17 protein-coding genes are annotated in these 19582 nt (G+C 61.0%); 7 read left to right on the top strand and 10 right to left on the bottom strand.

Annotated features, from left to right (window positions below; all coding sequences use genetic code 11):
- Positions 1-556: 556 nt before the first annotated feature.
- The 8 genes from IVB32_RS14855 to IVB32_RS14820 form a co-directional block, all read right to left on the bottom strand.
- Complete coding sequence (locus tag IVB32_RS14855) at positions 557-736, bottom strand: hypothetical protein (RefSeq protein ID WP_143275436.1); 180 nt, start codon at positions 734-736, stop codon at positions 557-559.
- Positions 737-909: 173 nt separating this feature from the next.
- On the bottom strand, positions 910-1065 hold the full coding sequence (locus IVB32_RS14850; protein ID WP_247369116.1) for a carbohydrate porin: 156 nt from the start codon (positions 1063-1065) through the stop codon (positions 910-912).
- A 420-nt stretch (positions 1066-1485) separates the two neighbouring features.
- A complete protein-coding gene (locus IVB32_RS14845) occupies positions 1486-2199 on the bottom strand; it encodes a class II aldolase/adducin family protein (protein WP_026233824.1) in 714 nt (237 codons plus the stop codon).
- Entirely contained in the window at positions 2196-3614 is a 1419-nt protein-coding gene (locus IVB32_RS14840; RefSeq protein ID WP_026233825.1) for an FGGY-family carbohydrate kinase, read from the bottom strand. The genes IVB32_RS14845 and IVB32_RS14840 overlap by 4 nt, the downstream gene beginning before the upstream one ends.
- Positions 3615-3620: 6 nt before the next feature.
- Complete coding sequence (locus IVB32_RS14835; RefSeq protein WP_018459498.1) at positions 3621-4628, bottom strand: ABC transporter permease; 1008 nt, start codon at positions 4626-4628, stop codon at positions 3621-3623.
- The gene (locus IVB32_RS14830; protein WP_018459499.1) at positions 4625-5629 is read right to left on the bottom strand and encodes an ABC transporter permease; all 1005 of its coding nucleotides are present in this window, start codon (positions 5627-5629) and stop codon (positions 4625-4627) included. The genes IVB32_RS14835 and IVB32_RS14830 overlap by 4 nt, the downstream gene beginning before the upstream one ends.
- Positions 5622-7106 (bottom strand): sugar ABC transporter ATP-binding protein, encoded by a 1485-nt coding sequence (locus IVB32_RS14825; protein ID WP_026233826.1) that lies wholly within the window; start codon positions 7104-7106, stop codon positions 5622-5624. The genes IVB32_RS14830 and IVB32_RS14825 overlap by 8 nt, the downstream gene beginning before the upstream one ends.
- Positions 7107-7208: 102 nt before the next feature.
- A complete protein-coding gene (locus IVB32_RS14820) occupies positions 7209-8210 on the bottom strand; it encodes an autoinducer 2 ABC transporter substrate-binding protein (RefSeq protein WP_007608730.1) in 1002 nt (333 codons plus the stop codon).
- A 688-nt stretch (positions 8211-8898) separates the two neighbouring features.
- Here IVB32_RS14820 and IVB32_RS14815 point away from each other — a divergent pair.
- The 4 genes from IVB32_RS14815 to IVB32_RS14800 all read left to right on the top strand — a co-directional run bounded on the left by IVB32_RS14815 (position 8899) and on the right by IVB32_RS14800 (position 13698).
- Positions 8899-10029, top strand: a complete 1131-nt coding sequence (locus IVB32_RS14815) for a sugar ABC transporter substrate-binding protein (RefSeq protein WP_018459502.1) — start codon at positions 8899-8901, stop codon at positions 10027-10029.
- A 66-nt stretch (positions 10030-10095) separates the two neighbouring features.
- Positions 10096-11637 carry a sugar ABC transporter ATP-binding protein gene (locus IVB32_RS14810; protein ID WP_018459503.1) on the top strand — a complete coding sequence of 514 codons (1542 nt, stop codon included), beginning with the start codon at positions 10096-10098 and terminating at the stop codon, positions 11635-11637.
- Positions 11630-12742, top strand: a complete 1113-nt coding sequence (locus tag IVB32_RS14805) for an ABC transporter permease (RefSeq protein WP_018459504.1) — start codon at positions 11630-11632, stop codon at positions 12740-12742. Before IVB32_RS14810 ends, IVB32_RS14805 begins: the two co-directional genes overlap by 8 nt.
- Complete coding sequence (locus IVB32_RS14800; protein ID WP_018459505.1) at positions 12739-13698, top strand: ABC transporter permease; 960 nt, start codon at positions 12739-12741, stop codon at positions 13696-13698. The genes IVB32_RS14805 and IVB32_RS14800 overlap by 4 nt, the downstream gene beginning before the upstream one ends.
- Positions 13699-13942: 244 nt before the next feature.
- Here the strand turns inward: IVB32_RS14800 and IVB32_RS14795 are convergent, their stop codons facing one another.
- On the bottom strand, positions 13943-14842 hold the full coding sequence (locus IVB32_RS14795) for an SMP-30/gluconolactonase/LRE family protein (protein ID WP_018459412.1): 900 nt from the start codon (positions 14840-14842) through the stop codon (positions 13943-13945).
- A 199-nt stretch (positions 14843-15041) separates the two neighbouring features.
- Here IVB32_RS14795 and IVB32_RS14790 point away from each other — a divergent pair, with 199 nt between their 5' ends.
- Positions 15042-16067: an aldo/keto reductase gene (locus tag IVB32_RS14790; RefSeq protein WP_018459411.1), complete on the top strand. Its 1026-nt coding sequence runs from the start codon at positions 15042-15044 to the stop codon at positions 16065-16067.
- Positions 16068-16255: 188 nt separating this feature from the next.
- Here IVB32_RS14790 and IVB32_RS14785 read toward each other — a convergent pair whose 3' ends face one another.
- Positions 16256-17059 (bottom strand): DeoR/GlpR family DNA-binding transcription regulator, encoded by an 804-nt coding sequence (locus tag IVB32_RS14785; RefSeq protein WP_018459410.1) that lies wholly within the window; start codon positions 17057-17059, stop codon positions 16256-16258.
- A gap of 232 nt (positions 17060-17291) precedes the next feature.
- On the opposite strand from IVB32_RS14785, the gene IVB32_RS14780 reads away from it, so the two are divergent.
- Positions 17292-18311 carry an ABC transporter ATP-binding protein gene (locus IVB32_RS14780; protein WP_018459409.1) on the top strand — a complete coding sequence of 340 codons (1020 nt, stop codon included), beginning with the start codon at positions 17292-17294 and terminating at the stop codon, positions 18309-18311.
- Positions 18312-18369: 58 nt separating this feature from the next.
- The coding region (locus IVB32_RS14775; RefSeq protein WP_247410648.1) for an ABC transporter substrate-binding protein at positions 18370-19582 on the top strand (1213 nt) is incomplete at its 3' end.

The following is a 19582-nucleotide window of genomic DNA, read 5'->3' as shown; positions in this document are numbered from 1 at the left end:
TCATGAGTACCGCACAAGAAGGCCGAACACATGGCTGCTCCGACCAACGCCGCAAGTGAAGATTCTCCTTGCCAACCCGGAGCCGTCCACACATGGCCCATCGCTTCCTTACGCGGTGTCGCTGCATGTCGGCTCACAAGGGCAGACCGGAAGTTTGCAGCCAGGGGCCAGGTCGGCGGCTTGTGACCCGTTGCTAACGTGAGCTAGTGAGCCTTCATTGCGCGCAATAGAAAACGAAGGCCCGGGCGTTCGTCATGCTTAAGACAGCGGATCCGTTTGGGGGTCGGTTATTTCGGACTACGCAGCGTGGAGCGCTGCTCATTCCACGCCGCCAGCAGAGGTTTCAGCAGCTCGTCAAGCTGAAGCGTGCTGGGTTGGCGGCCGGACGGGACGGCATTGAAGGATCCATCGGGATTGGACTGCCGTGACGATGAAGATGCCCTGGCCAAAGCCAGGACCACCGCCAGCGAGATTGCGTCTGCCCCCCGCGTGCACGACCCGCGCCGCATCGCAATTGAGGACGAGGCCAGCCGGCAAGTTACCATCATTCCAGTGATCAATCACCACACCAACATAGGAGGATGACTCCGTGGCTGCCGACAAACCGGTCGGCGACAACGCGCAAAGGCGCGGTGAAGAAGCGGTCGCAGACCAAGACCAGGATGGGCGGCGCGACGACCTGGACCAAGCGTGACAGGTCGAGCAGCGAGTTCATGGCCTTGAAGTAGACCAGCAAGAAAACTAGCGCCAGAAAAAGTGATCTCGTTCAGGCTTACCGGAAAACGAGTCCGGCTGCGAGAAAAGCCTTCGGCGACATAGAATGGGCCCCTCCGCCCGACATGGACCCATTCCACAGGAAAAACACGGGGCGATCTTAGCGGCCAGGACATGCCCCGCGTAGTTTCCGGATTACGAACGCGCGTTGTAGTCAGTGGATGCCACGAAAGTTCGGTAATCGCTGTCGAGCTGCTGGGCGCGTTTCGAGATATGCGCATAACCAAACGCGATCCCAAGCTTGTCATCGGGACGTTTTGTCGCTGATGAACTCCAGGCCGGCGTCGGCATAAAGGTCGATCAGGTTGCGGTCGGCAGGGGCGCCGGAAACTCTGCCGAATATGTCGATGCGCGGTCGTCGCTGCCTCATATTTCTTGAGGACGGTGGAGTCGTGCGACTACAGTTCTCGCGAAAGCTGCTCAAAGCTGCTAACGTTTCTTCAAACGTAGACGCTGGTTTATGATTTACGGTAACCTCTTTCGCTCATCGCCATTGCTCTCTCCGGAGATCCAGGTGGCCTGCTGTGCTTTGAGTCCAAAGCCCGTTGCTCTTGCTTGCGTGTAGAATCGGTGGTGGGCGGCCTCACTCTTCCGCCACTCTCAGCTTGAAAGCACCCTAGCCAACGTCCGTTGACACCTTTGCGACTGTTGCAACATTCGCGTGGGCCGGTGCTGACCGAACTCGGTGGCAGCTGTCCGTGAAATCCACCATCAATGTGCTGTCCGTTTCGAGTCCAGTAAGGCGCGCGGAACATCGCCGACATCGTCAAGGTCAGGCGCCTGGCCGTATCCCATGCGTTTCATCTGCTCATGTACCTGCGCCATTTCAGCGTCGCTGAGGCGCGGCGGCTCGCCGATAGCCAACGCATGGACATACATCTTCGCCAGCGTCTCCACCTCCAAGGCGAGCCAAAGCGCCTTTTCAAAGGTCTGGGCCGTCACGATCAAGCCATGATGGCCAAGGAGGCAAGCGTCGCGATCTTCGAGGGCCTTGAGGGCGTAGTCCGATAGTGCCTGCGTGCCGAAACAAGCATATGGCGTACACCGGACATCGTTGCCACCCGCAACTGCGACCATATAGTGGAAGCAGGGAATATCACGTTCGTGAACGGCGAGAATCGTGCTGAAGGTGGAATGCGTATGCAGCACGACGTTGACGTCTTCGCGTGCTCGCAGAATATCGCGATGAAAGCGCCATTCGGATGAAGGCCGATGGTTGCCCTGGTAGTTCGCGGCAAAATCCATCGCGACAATGTCCTCTGGCTGCATCCGATCATAGGGCAGACTGGTAGGCGTGATTAGCATGCCGTTTGGAATCCGGTGCGAAAGATTGCCGGATGTGCCCTGATTGAGACCGTTTCGATTCATCTCCCTGCAGGTATCGACAATGCCTTGGCGGAGATCGGCATGATTACGGTCTGTCATGAAGCGGGCTCCGAGAAAGCGATCCAGGACTGGTAAGCGGTGGAAAGGTCGCGCGGTTCGAACCTATCGTTGCTGAGTGATGTGACGGCTTCAAGGATCACGCTTGAAACCGGCAGCGTACGCGAGAATCGCCGCCACAGCAGCGCAGCGCCAAGCGCCGTTCCGTCGGGAGATCGACTCACCCAGACACTCTGCGAGGATCGCAAAGTCGCAAGACAACGGGCGAAGGGCAGGTTTGCGGCAAAGCCACCATCGATGACTATGCGTTTTGAGCTCTCGAGCGCATCAAGGCAGCGGTTTGCGCTGAACGCTGCGTAGAGCACCGCCAATGCCTGCCATTCGGCAGGCGTTTCGGGGGGCGGCCCGATGACCCGTCCGCGGCGAGCAGCGCCCGGAAACAATCCATCATCGCCGACGAATGAGGGGAGCGCCAGGGTTCCTCTCGACAGCAGGGTGGGCAATGCGGCAAGGACGGCTGCATCAGAAGTAAAATGTTCCCCGCGGATGAGGTCGTATTCGCGGCCGGCCGCGATCAACGTCGAAGGTGCATTCTCCCCATCGACATCGATATTGAGAACCATCGCGCGCGCGCAATCGAGTTTGTCCAGGGGGAGGCCGCGCTGAAAGCCGATCATCCAAGTACCGGTCGATAGGATCGAGGCATCGGCCATGCCGGCGGCCTTGTAGCGAAACAGGTTGGCGTTGGAATCATGCACGCCGCAGAGGATCTCGGTCGATTGCGCCAGGCCAGTGCGCCTGGTTACAGATTCCGAAACCGTCCCTAGCACCTCACCGGCGGGTACGCATTCGGGCAACAGATGGCTCCAACCGCGCTTACGCATAAGAGAAGAAGGCTGACGGTGGATGAGGTCCCAGATATGGCTCTGAGCCGCGAGCTGCGAGATTTCGCTGGCCGCACGTCCACCAAGCCGCAGGGCGAAAAACTGCGCGGTGGTCAGATAGGCTTTTGCGCGAGCGAATTCGACGGGATACGCGCTTTCCTGCCAAAGCAGCTGTTTTCCGAGCCGCATCGCCCCTCCGATTCCGCAAAACACCTCATCGTAACCAGGCGCGATCCGGGCATATGCTTCATCGATTGCGGGCGGAGAGACGGCATCATAGTCCATCATCGGCAGCACTGGCGTATCACCGTCGACGAGAACCGCGCCGCATCCATGCGCAGCCACGATCACGGCGCCAATGGCATGGCGTTGAGACACGTCGGCAAGGGTATCGAGAAACCACTCTTCTAACCCGGCAAGGTCATAGGCGAGGTACGACCCCTGAGCCATAGGCACATTTGGAAGCCCATGTGTTTCGAGCGGCCAGCCGTCGTCGCTCGCCACGACCAGTTTGAGATTGGTCTTGCCGATGTCGAGAACTGCAATAGGGTTCGAGACGATCGAGCGCATCATCGCCGGCTACCGCGGCGCTTTGCCGGCGACATGAGGAACCGCCGCGACGGCAATCAAGATTCCACCCCAGATCGCTAGCGTGAGGAATTGGCTGAGGTTCAGAAGGTTGAATGCCGAGGAGATCACCTGAAGGATGATCAACGCAAGCAATAGCCCGCCGACTTTGCCGAAGCCGCCAAACGGATCGATGCCGCCGAGCACGGCCGCGAGAATGGTGACCAGCAGATAGCTCTCGCCGTATGCCGCGTTGGCCGAATTGAAACGTGCCAACATGACGACCGCCGCCACGCCCGCGAGCAAGCTGGAAAATACATAGAGTTTGAGGAGGACGGCGCGGGTATTGACGCCGGAGTAACGGGTCGCCTTCTCGTTCGAGCCGATCATGTAAACCTTTGCACCGAACGGCGTCGCGTTCAGCATGAGCGCGACGGGCAAGGCGCAGAACGCAAGTACGATCAGAGCAAAGGGTACCCCGAAAACCGTTCCGTTGCCGATAAACACAATCGGCTCCGGGAATCCGGAGATGACGTTACCGCGCGACAGGCCGATCGCGAGACCCTTGCAGAGCGTCATCGTGCCGAGCGTGGCCAGGATCGGCGAAACGCCGAGATAGGCGATGACAAAACCATTGAGGAGGCCGACCAATGCAGCCACTGCAAATCCTGCAGCGATCGCAAAGACCTGAATGCCGACCCAGGCAAGGCCCTGGCTCCCCGGGATGTAGCGCGTCAGCAGGAAGGCGATGGTCAGTCCGGACAGATTGGCGGTTGCGATGATGGAAAGGTTGAGTCCACCAGATAGCAGGGCCAGCATCATCGCCAGTGAGAGGATGCCAAGTTCGGGCATCTGGAAAGCCATGGATTGCAGCGTGTTGACCGAGAAGAACCGATCGCCGATCGTGATCGCGAACACGACCCAGAGTGCGAACAACAGCAGGATGAGGGTGGCGACTGTGCCGCTGCTGGCGAGACCGACCATGCGCCGGCGAAGCGAGAGGGCAGGGGCGTTGCTCATCGGGGCGCGCTCCGGGTTCGCCGCTCGCGCTGCGACCAGGCGGTCGCAGAGACCGAAATGAGAATAACCAAGCCGACGAAGAACGGCGACCAGTAGGACGAAACGCCCAGCAAAATGATTCCATTTTGGAGTACCGCGAGCAGTGTCAGGCCCAAAAACGTGCCGAAGACCGTGCCGACGCCGCCCATCAGGCTGGCGCCGCCGAGCACGACGGCAGCGACCACATCGAGTTCCTTGCCCACCAGCACCGTCGGGGCAACGGACTGCGCGAGTTGTGCCTGAATCAGAGAGGCGATTCCGGCCATGACACCCATGTAGCAATAGACCAGTATATTGAGGCCGAAAATGTGGAAGCCGAGCCGCTGTGCGGCGTCGGTATTGCCTCCCATGGCATAGATTTGCCGGCCGATATTGGTTCGGTTAAGCAGGAGCCAGGTGACGAGAAATGCCAGCACGAGCGCGAGGATCTGCAGATTGACACCGTACGAGCTATCCTTGCCCCATTCGAACTCGAACCAGAATATTCCGGTCGCAAACCAGTCGGGCAACGAATAGATGTATTTGCCGCCGGTGAAGAAGATCAGAAGCCCATAGAAGATGTTCAGCGTCGCGACCGAAACGATGATCGATGGTATTCGAAGTTTCTGGATGAAAATCGCGTTGAGGGCACCGAGCGCACCGCCAATTCCAATCGCGATGGCGAAGACGCCGATCCAGTTCGCCCCGTAAGCATTGGCAAGCGAAAGTGTGACATATTGCGCCACCGACGCGGTCGCGGTGAATGAGATGTCGATTCCGCCGGCGATCAGGACGACCAGCAGCCCGAGCGCTAGGATGCCGACAAATGCATAGGAGGTCAGCAGATCAAACAGATTCTGCATGGTCAGGAATTGGGCGTTCGCGAAGCCCAAGCTGGCGCAGAGCCCAAGGATCACTATCAGCAGCCAGAACTCATGGCTGCGACGAAACCTGCCGAATGATGCCATGTGCGATTCAGGCATTGACGGCCTGCCGAAGCGCATCTTCGGAAGTGGCTGCGGCAGGCACGTCGGTTGTCAAACGACCTTCCCGCATCACCAAGACGCGATGACTATGATAAAGGACCTCGGGGATTTCGTCCGATATCATCAAGACCGCGACGCCGTCGCGGGCCAACCGCCGGATGATTTCGTAAATGCCGTCCTTGGCGCTGATGTCGACGCCCACCGTGGGGCTATCGAGGATAAGCACCCGCGGATTGGTCGCCATCCATTTGGCGAGCACGACCCGCTGCTGGTTGCCCCCGGAGAGCGTCTTCACCGGGTTGGCGGGATTGGAGACCTTGATCCCGAGTTCAGCAACCCACCGAGCGACATGGGTCTGTCGCGCGCGTGCGGCAATCAGGCCGAACGCGCCAGCCAGACGATCCAGCACCGTAAGCGTGACGTTCGCCGTGACGGACTGATTCAGGATGAGACCAAGCGTAAGCCTATCTTCGGATACGTAGGCGATCCCTCGATCGATCGCCTCTGCATTTGTACGGAGGGCGATGGGCCGCCCGTCAAGTGCGATAGTGCCGCGATCGGGCGGCTTCATGCCGAACAGGGATAGCGCCAATTCGGTTCGCCCTGAGCCGAGCAGACCGGTGAGACCCACTACTTCGCCCGCGCGCAACTGCAAGCTTACATCCTCATACTCGCCCTCGCGGCCCAGGCCCTTAACTTCCAGCACAACCGGGCCAGCGGCAAGCTCAGGCGCCTGTATCTGATACTCGAAGGACTTGCCAGTCATCAGCTGGCTGAGTTTCCGCCCATCGATTGTGTCTGCGGCAAAAGTACCGACTTTGGCGCCATCCCGCAGCACCGTTACGCGCTGGGCGATTTCAAGCACCTCATCGAGACGGTGGCTGACGAAAACGACGCAGATGCCGGCACGCTTCAGCTCGCTTACGAGCGCGATCAGGGCGTTCACCTCGTGGCGGGTCAACGATGCCGTCGGCTCATCCATAATCAGGAGTTTGGCATCCGCAGCCAAGGCGCGGCAGATCGCGACCAGCTGGCGTCCGGCAATGCTGAGCTCTGACACTTTCGCGTCCGGGTCGAACGCAACGCCGATCTTTGCCATTGTGGCCTTCGCGGTGGCGCGCATTGAGGCCCAGTTCACCGAATGGAGGCCGCCAAGATGGTGCGCCATCGCGATATTCTCGGCGACGGTGAGGTTGGGGAATAGCGAAAGATCCTGGTAGATGACCTGAATGCCGCAATGCGTGGAGTAGACCGGGTTCAGTTTAGGATATTCCTTGCCGGAAATTGCGATACGGCCGCCAGGCTCCGCTGCCTCGACGCCCGAAATGATCTTGATCAGGGTGGACTTGCCGGAGCCGTTTTCACCGACCAGGCAATGCACCTCGCCGACTTCCAGAGTGAGATCGACGTCGCGGAGCGCGTGCACGCCGCCGAAGCGCTTCGATATGCCGGACATTTCCAGGAAAGTCACCAAAGGTTCGCCTGCAATGGAGTCGTGCGATCACTCGAGTGGTCCCGCATTCCCGACCGGAAGGGCCGGGAATGCAGCGCGACGAGGCGACTAAACCGGTCCGGCCTAGAGCCCTCCGGCGATCAGACCGTCGATGGTTTCCTTGTTGATGCGCATGATCTTGTCCACCTTGATCTGCTTTCCTGCAACGTCGACGGCTGCCTTGCCAAGGCCGGGTACATCGACGCCATCCGTGATCGGCTTGCCATCGAGCACGAGTTTGGCCACCGCGACCATCGCGTAACCCGCATCGGTGGGATTCCACAGAAAACCCTCGCGGATCGTATCATCCGCGATAAGCGACTTCGCCTGGCTTGGCAGCACGGTGCCGACAACGGCGATCTTCTTGCCAAGACGTTGCTGACGCACAGCATTTCCGGCCCCGATTGGTCCGTTCGAACCGAAGCCGAGAATACCACGCAGGTTGGGATAGGCCTTGATCACGTCAAGCGTCGTGCGCTGGCTGGTGTCGATCTCGTCGGCGCCAGGGAAGCGGTCGGCGACGAGCTTCATTTTTGGAAAATTTTTCTGCTGGTAGGCAATCGCGGCATCGGCCCATTTGTTGTGAAGTGGCGTCGTAAGAGTCCCGACATAAACCACATAATCACCTTCGCCGCCCATGTCCTTGGCGAGACGTTCCATCTGCACCTCGCCGAACCGAACGGAGTCGATCAATTCCACATTCCAGTCACGGCCTTCCTGTTCCGGACCCTCATGCGTGATGACCTTGATTCCGGCGGCCTGGGCGCGCTTCAGTACGGGCTCGCAGACTTTTACATCAAGCGGCACCAAGCCGATCACGTTGACCTTCTTGGCAATCAGATCCTCAAGCAGCTTTACTTGCTGTGCCGGATCGACGTTCGCCGGGCCAACCATAGTGGCATTAATGCTGAAATCCTTCGCACCCTTCTGGATTCCCTTTTCAAGTGCGTTGAACCACGGAATTCCCGCGATCTTCACGACCGTGACCATTTCCTTTTGGGCTTGCGCAAAGGCAAAGCCCGGAAAACCGGCACCGGCCAACGCGGCCGTACCACCGATCAGCTTGAGCGTCTGGCGTCTGTCCATTGTTCCCTCCCAGGAAACGATCTTGGATTCCGCACCCTTGACCTGACAGTCGCTGGGTGGGGCAGTCGAGCCTGTTCTTGCTTGGGGGCAGAAAGTGTTGCCTGTCCAACCGCAGGACCTTGAAGGACATTAGAGACCGGCGCTTCAGAACGTGTCAAGCAAGTGACATGTTCGCCAGCCACCGTCGCGGTGCGATACCTGATCTCGCCGTCGAGCTGCTGAGTGAGGAGCTGCGAGCGATCGGCGTTGCTACAGCCATTATCTTAGCGGAGGAGCGCCAGGCCGCCGGACGAAAGCAAGTAGTCCCAGCCTCTGGTTTTCAAAACCCGGCTTCCGCAAGCGGGCTTCGTTCGGCTTCGCGTAGCGATTCACACTTTTCCCTGAGTGTCATTTTTTTCGTCACGCGCGTGGATGCCACCATGAAAGCCCGGCCATCGCCAGCTTCGCCGTTGCACAATCCCTTGCCGCCCACGAACACCCGACTGTCATTGTTACGTTTTCTGCTTCCACAATTGCCGTCGGTTTGGCCGTGCGTTCAGATCGTGTCTCGCGCCGGAGCGTCCGCCCTCGGCTTGTCAGCATCGCAAGCTGCGTGCCATCCTAGCCCGACACGCGCATGGGAAAGTCAATTCCCGGCATGGCTACGCGCCGCGTTAGGGTGGAACACAAACGCTCAGGGAGACACGACATGGTGTGGACGCTTCGTCTGGCGGGGCTGGCTTGCGCCGGCTTGCTGTTGTCATCGGTGAGTGCTCTGGCAGGTCCAAAGGTCGTCTCCGGTCCCGGCGCCGACCCCGCCTGCTTCAAGCCGTGGTCGTCCGAGACCAAATTCTTTCAGTGGCCCAAGAAGGCGGGCCCCTACAGAATCGCGCTGGTCAACGGTTTTGTCGGCAACACCTGGCGCATCCAGATGGTGAAGACTGCCAAGGCTTTCGCCGATCAGCCGGGTATCAAGGAGAACATCAAGGAGTTCAAGGTTGTTTCCACCGGGACCGATGTCGCGGCGCAACTTGGCGCGATGGAGGATTTCATCAACCAAGGCTTCGACGCAATCGTTACCATTGCGGTAGCTCCCGACGGTTTTGATCGCATCATCCGTCTTGCCGACAAGAACAACGTCGTGGTGGTGCCGTTCGACAACGTCCTCGACACCGACAAGGTGATGATGGTCAACGAGGACCAGAAGGAAATGGGCCGCATGTCGGCCAAATGGCTGATCGACGAGAGCGGCAAGAAATCCGGCGACATCCTCGAAGTCCGTGGCCTCCCGGGAAACTCCGTTGACCGCGACCGTCATCTCGGTTTCCGCGAGGTAATAGAATCGCCCGGCAACAGCTTCAAAATCACCGAGGTGGTTGGTAATTGGGACACCGGCACCTCGCAGAAGGTGACTGCAGATGCGTTAGCTGTGCATGGTCATTTCGACGGAGTATTCACCCAAGGCGGATCCGACGGCACCGTGCAGGCACTGATGGCTGCCAAGCATCCCTTTGTGCCGATGTCGGGCGAGGGCGAAAACGAGTACCGCAAACAGATTGCCGATCACGCCAAGGACGGACTAAAGGGAATGTCCTACGGCCAGTCGCCGGCGCTGGTGGCGATCGCGACCAAGGCGGCGATCTCGGCGCTGCAGGGCAACATTATGCCGCAGCTGATCTCGATCCCGATTCCAGTGGCGACCTACAAGGATCTCAAGCCGGGCACGAATTACTGGCCCGAGCTCAATGCCAACTTCTTTGCGCCGAACCAGTTCACACCGTGCGGCGTGAACTTCACTGCACCGGAGATCATGTCGCAGAGCGAGAAGAACACCCAGTGACGGCTCCAGCGATGTCTCTGTCACGGCCCGGCATTCGCCGGGCCGTCGTTGCGTGAAGGCCCGGCCATGCCGGCTGCCGATCCGACGCAATCCGCCTTCCTGGAGCTTGCCGGCATCTCCAAGCGCTATGCCGGCGTTCGCGCGCTTGAAGGCGTCGACTTCGCCTGCGAACGCGGCAAGATTCATGCCGTGCTGGGCGAGAACGGCGCCGGCAAGTCGACCCTGATCAAGATCATTGCTGGTGTGGTGCAGCCCGACAGCGGTCGCATGCGCCTCGCGGGGAGCGAGGTCAGCTTCGCCACGCCGTCGGCGGCGAATGCGGCCGGTGTCGTCTGCATCTTTCAGGAACTATCGCTGATGCCCGACCTCTCGGTCGCGGACAACATCTCCATTGCATCCCCGCCGCGGCGGTTCGGCCTGATCGATGCGAAGGCGCAGCGCCGCCGCGCCGAAGAGCTTTTGTCCGAGATCGGCTGTGAGGACGTCAACCCCCTGAGGCGCGTGCGCGATCTGCCCCTATCGAGGCGCCAGGTGGTCGAGATCGCGAAGGCGCTCGGCAAGCGGCCGCAGTTGCTGATCCTCGACGAGGCGACATCGGCACTGACGAGCGCCGATGTGGAGAAGGTTTATGCGATGCTGGCGCGGCTCAAGGCCGAGGGCGTCGCAATCCTGTACATCTCGCACCGCATGCACGAGGTCGAGGCGCTCGCCGACCGGGCCTCGGTGTTTCGCAACGGCCGCCATATCGAGACCTTCGACAAGGGGAGGCGTTCGACCGCCGATATCATCCAGCTCATGATTGGGCGTGACATCGCGGCCCAGTATCCGCCCAAGCCGGCGCGAAATGCCGCGAAGCCGGTGCTGGCGCTCGAGAACCTGTGCTGGGAGAGGCAGCTCGATCGCATTTCACTGAGCATCGGCGCCGGCGAGATCGTCGGGCTCGGCGGTCTCGACGGGCAGGGCCAGAAATCCCTGTTGCTTGCGCTGTTCGGTGTTTTGCGCGGTGTCACTGGTCGCCTCACGGTGGCAGATCGCGAGGTACGTCCCGGCTCCCCGGCGGCGGCAAAATCGGTCGGCATCGCACTCGTGCCTGAGGACCGCAAGACCGAAGGACTGATGCTGCCGATGTCGATCGCAGACAATCTTGCGATCGCATCGCTCGACGCGCTTTCGACTGGCCCATTCATCGATACCGGGAAGGAACGCACCGCGATCCAGCGAGCCATCGCGAGGCTGCAGATCAAGTTGGACGCCGCGAGTGATGCGGTCTCGACGCTGTCGGGCGGAAACCAGCAGAAGGTCGTGCTCGCCAAATGGCTGATGACCGATCCGCGCATCATCCTGCTCAACGATCCCACGCGCGGAATCGACGTAGGCACCAAGCAGGAGCTCTACCGGCTGATGCGCGAACTCGCCGACCAGGGCGCCGCAATCCTGTTCTACTCAACCGACTATGACGAGCTGATCGGCTGCTGCGACCGCGTCGTCATCATGTATGACGGCCGCATCGTGCGCGAGCTCGAGGGCGACGACCTCACCGAGACCAACATTGTCGCAAGCTCCCTGAATGTCGACACCGATACCGCAGCGAGGGCGGCGCATGCTTGACGATCTCGCGATCAGGATCCGCCAGAACATTGGTCTGGTCACCGCCATCCTGTTGTTCTGTGCTCTCTACATTTTCTACAACGCCGCGCATCCCCGCGGCTTCTCCTCCGCCGTGCTGGTGCAGAATGGCGACGAAATCTTTGCGCTCGCCATGCTGGCGATGGCGCAGACAGTGCCGGTCTTAATGTCGGGCCTTGATCTCTCCGTCGGAGCGGTCATGACCATGGTCGGCTGCTTTGCAAGCTACCTCCTGACCGGCGCGGCAGGTGGTGCGCCGCTGCATCTCGACCTGTTCGGCGTGCATCTCGGCCTCGGCACCTTTCCGGGCGGCGTGAGCGGCATTCTGCTCGGGATCGCCGTGTGCCTTGTGATCGGCGCGGCTGCCGGCTTTATCAATGGTTGCGTCGTCGTCTATGGGCGCATCCAGCCGATCATCGCGACGCTTGCGACCGGCGCGGTCTACATCGGCATCGCGCTTTTCCTGCGTCCGACCCCGGGCGGCAAGATCGATGTTGATCTGAACTGGGCGCTGACTAACTCGCTCGGCGATTTCGCCTCGACCGTGCACATCTTCGACGATGGCGCGGCTGCCTGGTTTGCGCCGTTCGCCTGGATCCCGGTCCCCTTCGTGCTTCTCGTTCTCATTCCGCTGCTGGTATGGGTGCCGTTCCGCCGCTCCGTTCTCGGCCGCGCCGTCTATGCGATCGGCTCGGCCGAGGGCGCAGCTTATATGTCCGGCCTTCCGATCGAGCGCGCCAAGATCGCCGCCTTCACGCTCGCGGGCTTCTTCGCCGGCTGCGGCGGTCTCTTCCTTGCTATCCAGACTTCGTCTGGGAATGCGGACATTCCGCAGGCCGGCGCCTATACGCTCAACTCGATCGCCTCCGTGGTGATCGGCGGCACTTCGCTGCTTGGCGGAACCGGCAGTGCGATCGGGTCGATCTTCGGCGCTATGGTCTTGCGCGTGATTTCCTTCTTCTTCCGCATCTTCGACATTGCCCCTCTTCTGCAGCCGCTGTTCGAGGGCGTGATCCTGCTCGCTGCCGTCAGCATCGGCGCGTTGGGTATGCTGCGCGTCAAGAACACGTTGGAGCTGTTTCGATGACGGCGGCCTCATTCAGCCTCTCGCGCGACGATCGCCCGATCCTGATTGCGGCGGTGTTCATCGTCGTCATTCTCGTCGCGGGTACGGTTTACACATTCGCCCGTTTCGGCAGCGCTCCCCTGTTGTCTCCGGCCTATCTTCTGCAGCAATTGCAGATCGGTGCGTTCCTCGGGATCGTCTCGGCCGGCATGATGATCGTGATCCTGATAGCGCAGATTGATCTGTCGGTGCCCTGGACGCTCGCGGCCGCGGCCATGATGGCGACCTCGGTCGGCGGTCCTCTCGCAATTCCGGTCGGGCTCGGGGTCGGCGTTCTGGTCGGGCTCGTCAACGGCGTCGGGGTCGCGTATCTGCGGGTCCCCTCGATGATCTTTACGCTGGGCGTGAATGCCGTGATGCGCGGCCTGATGGTCGCGCATACTGGCGGCTACGCACCTCAGACCGGGGCGACCGACCTGATGCGGATGCTGGCGGGCGATCGTACGCTCGGCATTCCCAACGCGCTGTTCGTCTGGGCCGGGGTGTCCGTGCTGGTGGTCGTGATCCTGCAGCGCATGTCGCTCGGCCGCTACATCTACGCCATCGGCAACAAGGAGGCGGCGGCCTATCTCGCCGGCGTCAACACGCGCCGCGTCACGGTGGTCTGCTTCGTCCTCTGCGGCCTTGCTGCCGCGCTCGCGGGCGTGCTGCTCGCCGGCTATTCCACCAAGGCCTACCAAGGCATGGGAGACGCCTATCTGCTGCCCTCGATCGCCGCCGTCGTGATTGGAGGCACCAACATCCTCGGCGGCCGCGGCCGCTATCTCGGCACGCTGATCGGCGTCGTCCTGATCGTGCTCCTGAACAGTGTATTGTCGATCATGGAGATGCCGGAGGCGGGCCGCCAAGTGATCTATGGTCTCGTTATCATCTTCATGCTGCTCGTCTACGGGCGGGGCGAACGCGTCACGAGCTAGATGGCCAGCCTAAGGTGGCCCGCCTTCTTTACAAATTGGAAATCATCGTAAATCAAAATTTTAGCGAAACGAACTGCCTTGCTCGACACAGTATCCGCGAGCTCAGAGACCGGCAAGTTCGGATCGCGCGCTATCGAGGAACTTGAATCCGATCTGCAGGGTGACGAGGGCACCGACGGCCGGCGAAAGCGCGGTCAGAACGGCTGAGGATGGCGCCGCACGCCGCCCCGCGCCGCCTTTTCCCTCACACGGCCGCGCGCGTATTGAGGAAGATCGAATACAGCGATGTCTGTCCGCAAATGTAGAGACGGTTGCGCTGCGGACCGCCGAAACAGACATTCGCCACGATCTCGCCGATGGGAATGGTGCCGATATGTGTCCCGTCGGCTGCGTAGCAGAACACGCTCCGTCCCGCCGACGTCCAAACGTTGCCATGGATGTCGCAGCGAAATCCGTCGTAGAGGCCGTCGGGGCAGGTGGAAAACAGCGAGGGCTCAGCGACCTTGTTTCCCTGGACCTTGTAGGACCAGATCGTCGCGGGCAGCCCGTCGACGTGGGTCGCGCCGGTATCGGCGACATAAAGCAGCTTCTCGTCTGGCGAGAACGCCAGCCCGTTCGGCTGCACGCGGTCAGAGACGACGAGGCTGATCTCGACGCCCGCTGGATCGATCCGATACACGTGGGAGGCGCCAATCTCGGATTTGGTCTGCTGGCCCTCGTAATCGCTGTCGATGCCGTATGTCGGATCCGAAAACCAGATCGAGCCGTCCGATTTCACCACGACATCGTTGGGCGAGTTCAGCCGACGCCCTTCGAACTGCTCGGCAAGCACCGTGATGGAGCCGTCATGCTCGGTCCGGGTGACGCGGCGCATGAAGTGCTCGCAAGTGACGAGCCGCCCCTCGCGATCGGTCGTGTTGCCGTTCGAGTTGAAGCTCGGCGAGCGGAACACCGACACCGATGAATCCGTCTCGTCGAAGCGCATCATCCGGTTGTTCGGAATGTCGGACCAGATCAAATAGCGGCCGGCCGGAAAGTAAGCGGGTCCTTCGGCCCAGCGGCAGCCGCTGGTGAGTTTTTCGAGATTGGCGTGACCAAAGACCAGGCGAGCAAAGCGTGCATCGTGCGTAACATAGGGGAGCATCGTTCCTCCTCGTTGCCGCGGGCCGTGAAGTGCCCGCGTGCCGGTTCCGCTTTTCTTAGCAACCCGAATGTATGAGCGGAATAGTCTTGTACGAGACCCGTAATCCTCGCGTTGACACCTGACGGCAAATACATACGCTGCGCGTCGCTGCAATGAGACTAGCGCGGATCGAGGCGCGGAGAAGGAAGAGCAATCCACCATGGTTTCGCAATCGGCTTTGCCGCGCCGCACACTTGGCCGGACCGGTCTCGAAGTTTCCATCCTCGGGTTCGGAACCGCACCGCTCGGCGATCTCTTTCTCGAGCTCGACGACCACACTGCAATTGCCGCAGCGAGCCGTGCCTTCGAGCTCGGCATCAATCTGCTCGATACATCGCCGCACTATGGCAACGGCCTGTCGGAGCATCGCTGCGGAACGGCGCTCCGGCGCGTGCCGCGCAAGGATGTGGTGCTTTGCACAAAAACTGGTCGCTGGATGGATCCGTTTCACCAGCCGGAGACTCGGTCCGGATTTATTGGTGGACAGCCGCACCGAGCCGTCGTCGACTATTCCTATGATGGCACCATGCGCTCGGTCGAGCAGTCGCTGTTGCGGCTTGGCACCGACCGGATCGACCTGTTGCTGATCCATGATGTCGATGTGTGGACCCACGGTAAGGACGCGATCGAGGATCGGTTTCGCGAAGCGATGTCCGGGGCCTATGTAGCGCTGGACAAACTTCGTTCCGAAGGTGTGGTCGCGGGCATCGGGATCGGCGTCAACGAGGCGGAGATGTGCGTGCGCTTTGCGCAGGCCGGGTCCTTCGAGGTGATGCTGCTCGCCGGGCGTTATTCGCTGCTGGAGCAGCCAGCACTCGAGGAGTTCATGCCGCTGGCGCTGAAGCAGGGCATCGCGGTGCTGCTTGGCGGCGTGTTCAATTCGGGGATTCTGGCGACGGGCGCCATCAAGGGCGCCAAGTACAATTATCAAGACGCACCGCCGCAGATCCTTTCGAAGGTTGCTGAGATCCAGCGTATCTGCGCAGCTCATGACGTAGCGCTGCCGACGGCCGCTCTACATTTTGCGCTGGGTCATCCCGCGGTCGCGAGCGTGGTTCTCGGGGCGCATAATGCGCAGGAGGTCGAGCGCAATGTGGCAGCGCTGACCACCACAGTGCCGGGCGCGCTCTGGAGCGATCTCAAGGCCGCGTCCCTGCTGGAATCGGAAGCGCCTGTTCCGAGGTAGACCGGATGAACACGCTTGAATTGGTTCAAGCCGAGGGCTCGGATCACCGGGAAAACAGCTCCCCACCGCTCGAGCTCGCCCCCGTAGGTGCGCGGCACGTGGGACTGGCTCAGTGCCGATTGCGGCGCGGATTGTCGGCGTGCGTTGAAGTCCGCGATCGATCTGAGCAAGGGAGTCTATGTTGTCCGCTAGGTATGGCCAAGGCGTTCGAAATCTGCGCGGGCGTCGCGGGCCGTGTGGATCAGACCGCCATACCTGTCCGCGATTGGCTTAAACGATCCAGGCAATCGATCATCGATGACGAGATGGTGGCAGTCGTCGAGATGGCCGCCCCGGACCGTCGCATTGCGACCGAACTTGGTGATGTCGGCCACTAGCACGGACGTTCGCGAATTGGCCACAATGGATTGACGCGCCTTGACTTCATCGGCATGGAAATCGAGCAGCGTGCCGTCCTCATCAATCCCCCCGACACCGAATATACCAAAGTCGGCGCGGAAACCCGCGAAGAAGCGCGCAGCCGACTCGCCAATGATATCGCGATCGAGTTGCCGCAGCGTGCCGCCCGCGATGCTGATCTCCACGTCCGGATTGTGCGCGAATGCTGCGGCCACGTTCAGGCTGTTGGTGATCACCCGCAGATCCCGACGGCGGGAGAGCGCCTGCGCGACGTATTCGGGCGTCGTGCCAAGTCCGATCATCAGTGACGTCCCGTCAGGGATGAGGTTGGCGGTTGCGTGCGCGATCCGCCGTTTCGCGCTGGCGTTCAACCTGTGCCTGCTGCCATAGGCGAGGTTCTGGTTCTGGACCGGGAGGCCGACCCCGCCATGCACCCGCCGGAGCAGGCCCTGGTCGCAGAGTGCATTCACGAGGCGGCGAATGGTCTGCTGAGTGACGTCGAAACGCACCGCGAGCTGCTCGATGGAGGCGAAGCCTTGCTCGCGCACGATCTCTAGTATGTAGGTCTGACGGGTCGTGGCGGTCCTGAGCATAGGCCCTCCGTTCTCAACGAAAGTATCATTTGAACTCCAAGGACGCAATTTTCTGTTTCATATGGTGTTACGCTATGTTCAAATGAACATCGTAGTGGCTACGCCGACGAATGCGCGTGGCACGAGGGAGGGCGCATGGACCGGTCTGTCTGCGGTGAGCGGCGTTGCATTGGTCCGTTGCAGCGAGCCGTCGCCAGCGGCGTAGCTGCATCACGGTGAGAGCGAACAGGCCATGTCAGCGATCACGCTGAGTCATGTCTCCAAGTTCTGGGGCGCGATGCGCGCCGTCGATGACGTCAGTCTGACGGCGAACGAGGGCTCGCTGCTTGTGCTGCTGGGACCGTCCGGCTGCGGTAAGTCGACCACGCTGCGGCTGATCGCCGGCCTTGAGGATGCTGATGCCGGTACGATCGCCATCGGCGGCGTCGACGTGACCCATCTGACCCCGGCGCAGCGGAATATCTCCATGGTCTTCCAGTCCTATGCGCTGTTTCCGCATTTGAGCGTAGCCGAGAACATCGTCTTCGGACTGCGTGTGCGTCGCGTGTCGCGCGCGGAACGAGACGAGCGGCTCCGGCGTGTGGCCGAGATTGTTGGCCTTGCGCATCTGCTTGAACGCAAGCCGTCGCAGCTATCTGGCGGCCAGCGCCAGCGGGTTGCACTGGGACGAGCCATCATTGCGGAAGCGCGGGTCTGCCTCATGGACGAGCCGCTTTCAAATCTGGACGCCAAGCTGCGGCATGAGATGCGGACGGAGATCCGCGCCCTGCAACAGCGGCTCGGAATGACGATGGTCTACGTGACCCACGATCAGACCGAAGCCATGACGATGGCGGATCGCGTCGTGCTGATGCGCGATGGTCGTATCGAGCAGAATGGCACACCAGAGGAGCTATATAACCGGCCGGCGACGGCATTCACGGCGCGGTTCATCGGCACGCCGCCGATGAACCTGTTGCGCCAGGGTGATCATCTCATCGGCATCCGGCCGGAGCATATCCGCATCGTGTCGGGCGGGGACCGTTTTGCGCGCGTCAGGGCGATCGAGCATCTTGGGGCCGACAGCATCGTTCTGTGCGAGGTCGATGGTCAGCCCATCTCGGTGCGGCTCGAAGGTTTCAGCAAGGTTCGGCCAGGCGAGGATGTCCGGATCGCGTGGGAACCCGGGCTCGAGCATCGGTTCGATTCAAGTTTGGAAACTCGCTTGGAGACCATCGTCACAGAGGGCCAGCGGGCGATATCCGGTCGATAGCAGCGGCTGTTTCAAACGCAGTAACGAAGGAGATTGTCCCATGTTTGCGCGACGAACGATGTTGATGGCAGCGGCGTTTGCCGTACTCTCGATGGCTGCACGCCCGGCCGCCGCGGTGGATCTGACCATGTACTATCCGGTCGCGGTCGGCGGTCCCGTCACCAAGATCATCGACGACATGGTCTCGCGCTTCGAGAAGGACAATCCCGACATCAAGATGACGGCGGTCTATGCCGGCAACTACACGGATACGATGACCAAGGCGATGACTGCCATGAAGGGCGGGCAGCCGCCGCAACTGTCGGTGTTGCTGTCGACCGACGTGTTCACGCTGATGGACGAGAACGCGATCGTGCCGTTTGACGATCTCGTCGGCGACAAGGCCTGGTTCAAGGAGTTCTATCCGGCGTTCATGGCGAACGGGCAGATCGACGGCAAGACCTGGAGCGTGCCGTTCCAGCGTTCGACCATCGTGCTGTACTGGAACAAGGACGCCTTCAAGGAGGCGGGCCTTGATCCCGAGAAGGCGCCGGCGTCCTGGGACGAAATGGTCGAGATGTCGAAGAAGCTGGTCAAGAAGGATGGCGGCAACACGACGCGCTGGGGCATCGAAATTCCCTCGACCGGATATGCCTACTGGATGCTGCAGGCGCTGGCGATCGAGAACGGGCAGAAGATGATGAACGAACCCGGCAACGAGGTCTATCTGACCGCTCCGAAGACGGTCGCCGCCCTCGAGTACTGGGTCGACCTGTCGCGCAAGCACAACGTCGCCCCGGCCGGCAGCATCGATTGGGCGACGCTGCGCAACGATTTCCTCGAAGGCAAGACGGCGATGATGTGGCACACCACCGGCAATCTGACGGCGGTCAAGGACGCCGCGAAATTCCAGTTCGGTGTGGCCATGCTGCCGGCCAGAGAGCGGCGCGGATCACCGACCGGCGGCGGCAATTTCTACATCTTCAAGAGTGCGTCTCCCGAACAGCAGAAGGCGGCCGTCAAGTTCATTCAATGGATGACGGCTCCGGATCGCGCGGCCGAATGGAGCATGAAGACCGGCTACGTGGCAGTGTCGCCGGCCGCCTACAAGACGCCGACGATGGAGGCCTACGCAAAGGCGTTCCCGCAGGCCACAGTTGCGCGCGATCAGCTGGAGCACGCGGTGCCGGAGCTCTCCGTTCATGAGAACGGCCGCATCTACAAGTTCATCGGGGATGCCGTGCAGGCCGCGATCACGGGCGCGCAGAAGCCGCAGGAGGCGCTGGCCTCCG

This window comes from Bradyrhizobium sp. 23 (genome assembly GCF_023073295.1).
Lineage (GTDB): Bacteria > Pseudomonadota > Alphaproteobacteria > Rhizobiales > Xanthobacteraceae > Bradyrhizobium > Bradyrhizobium canariense_D.
Note: the sequence above shows the minus strand (reverse complement) of the source record. Positions and strands in the feature narration are given on the sequence as shown.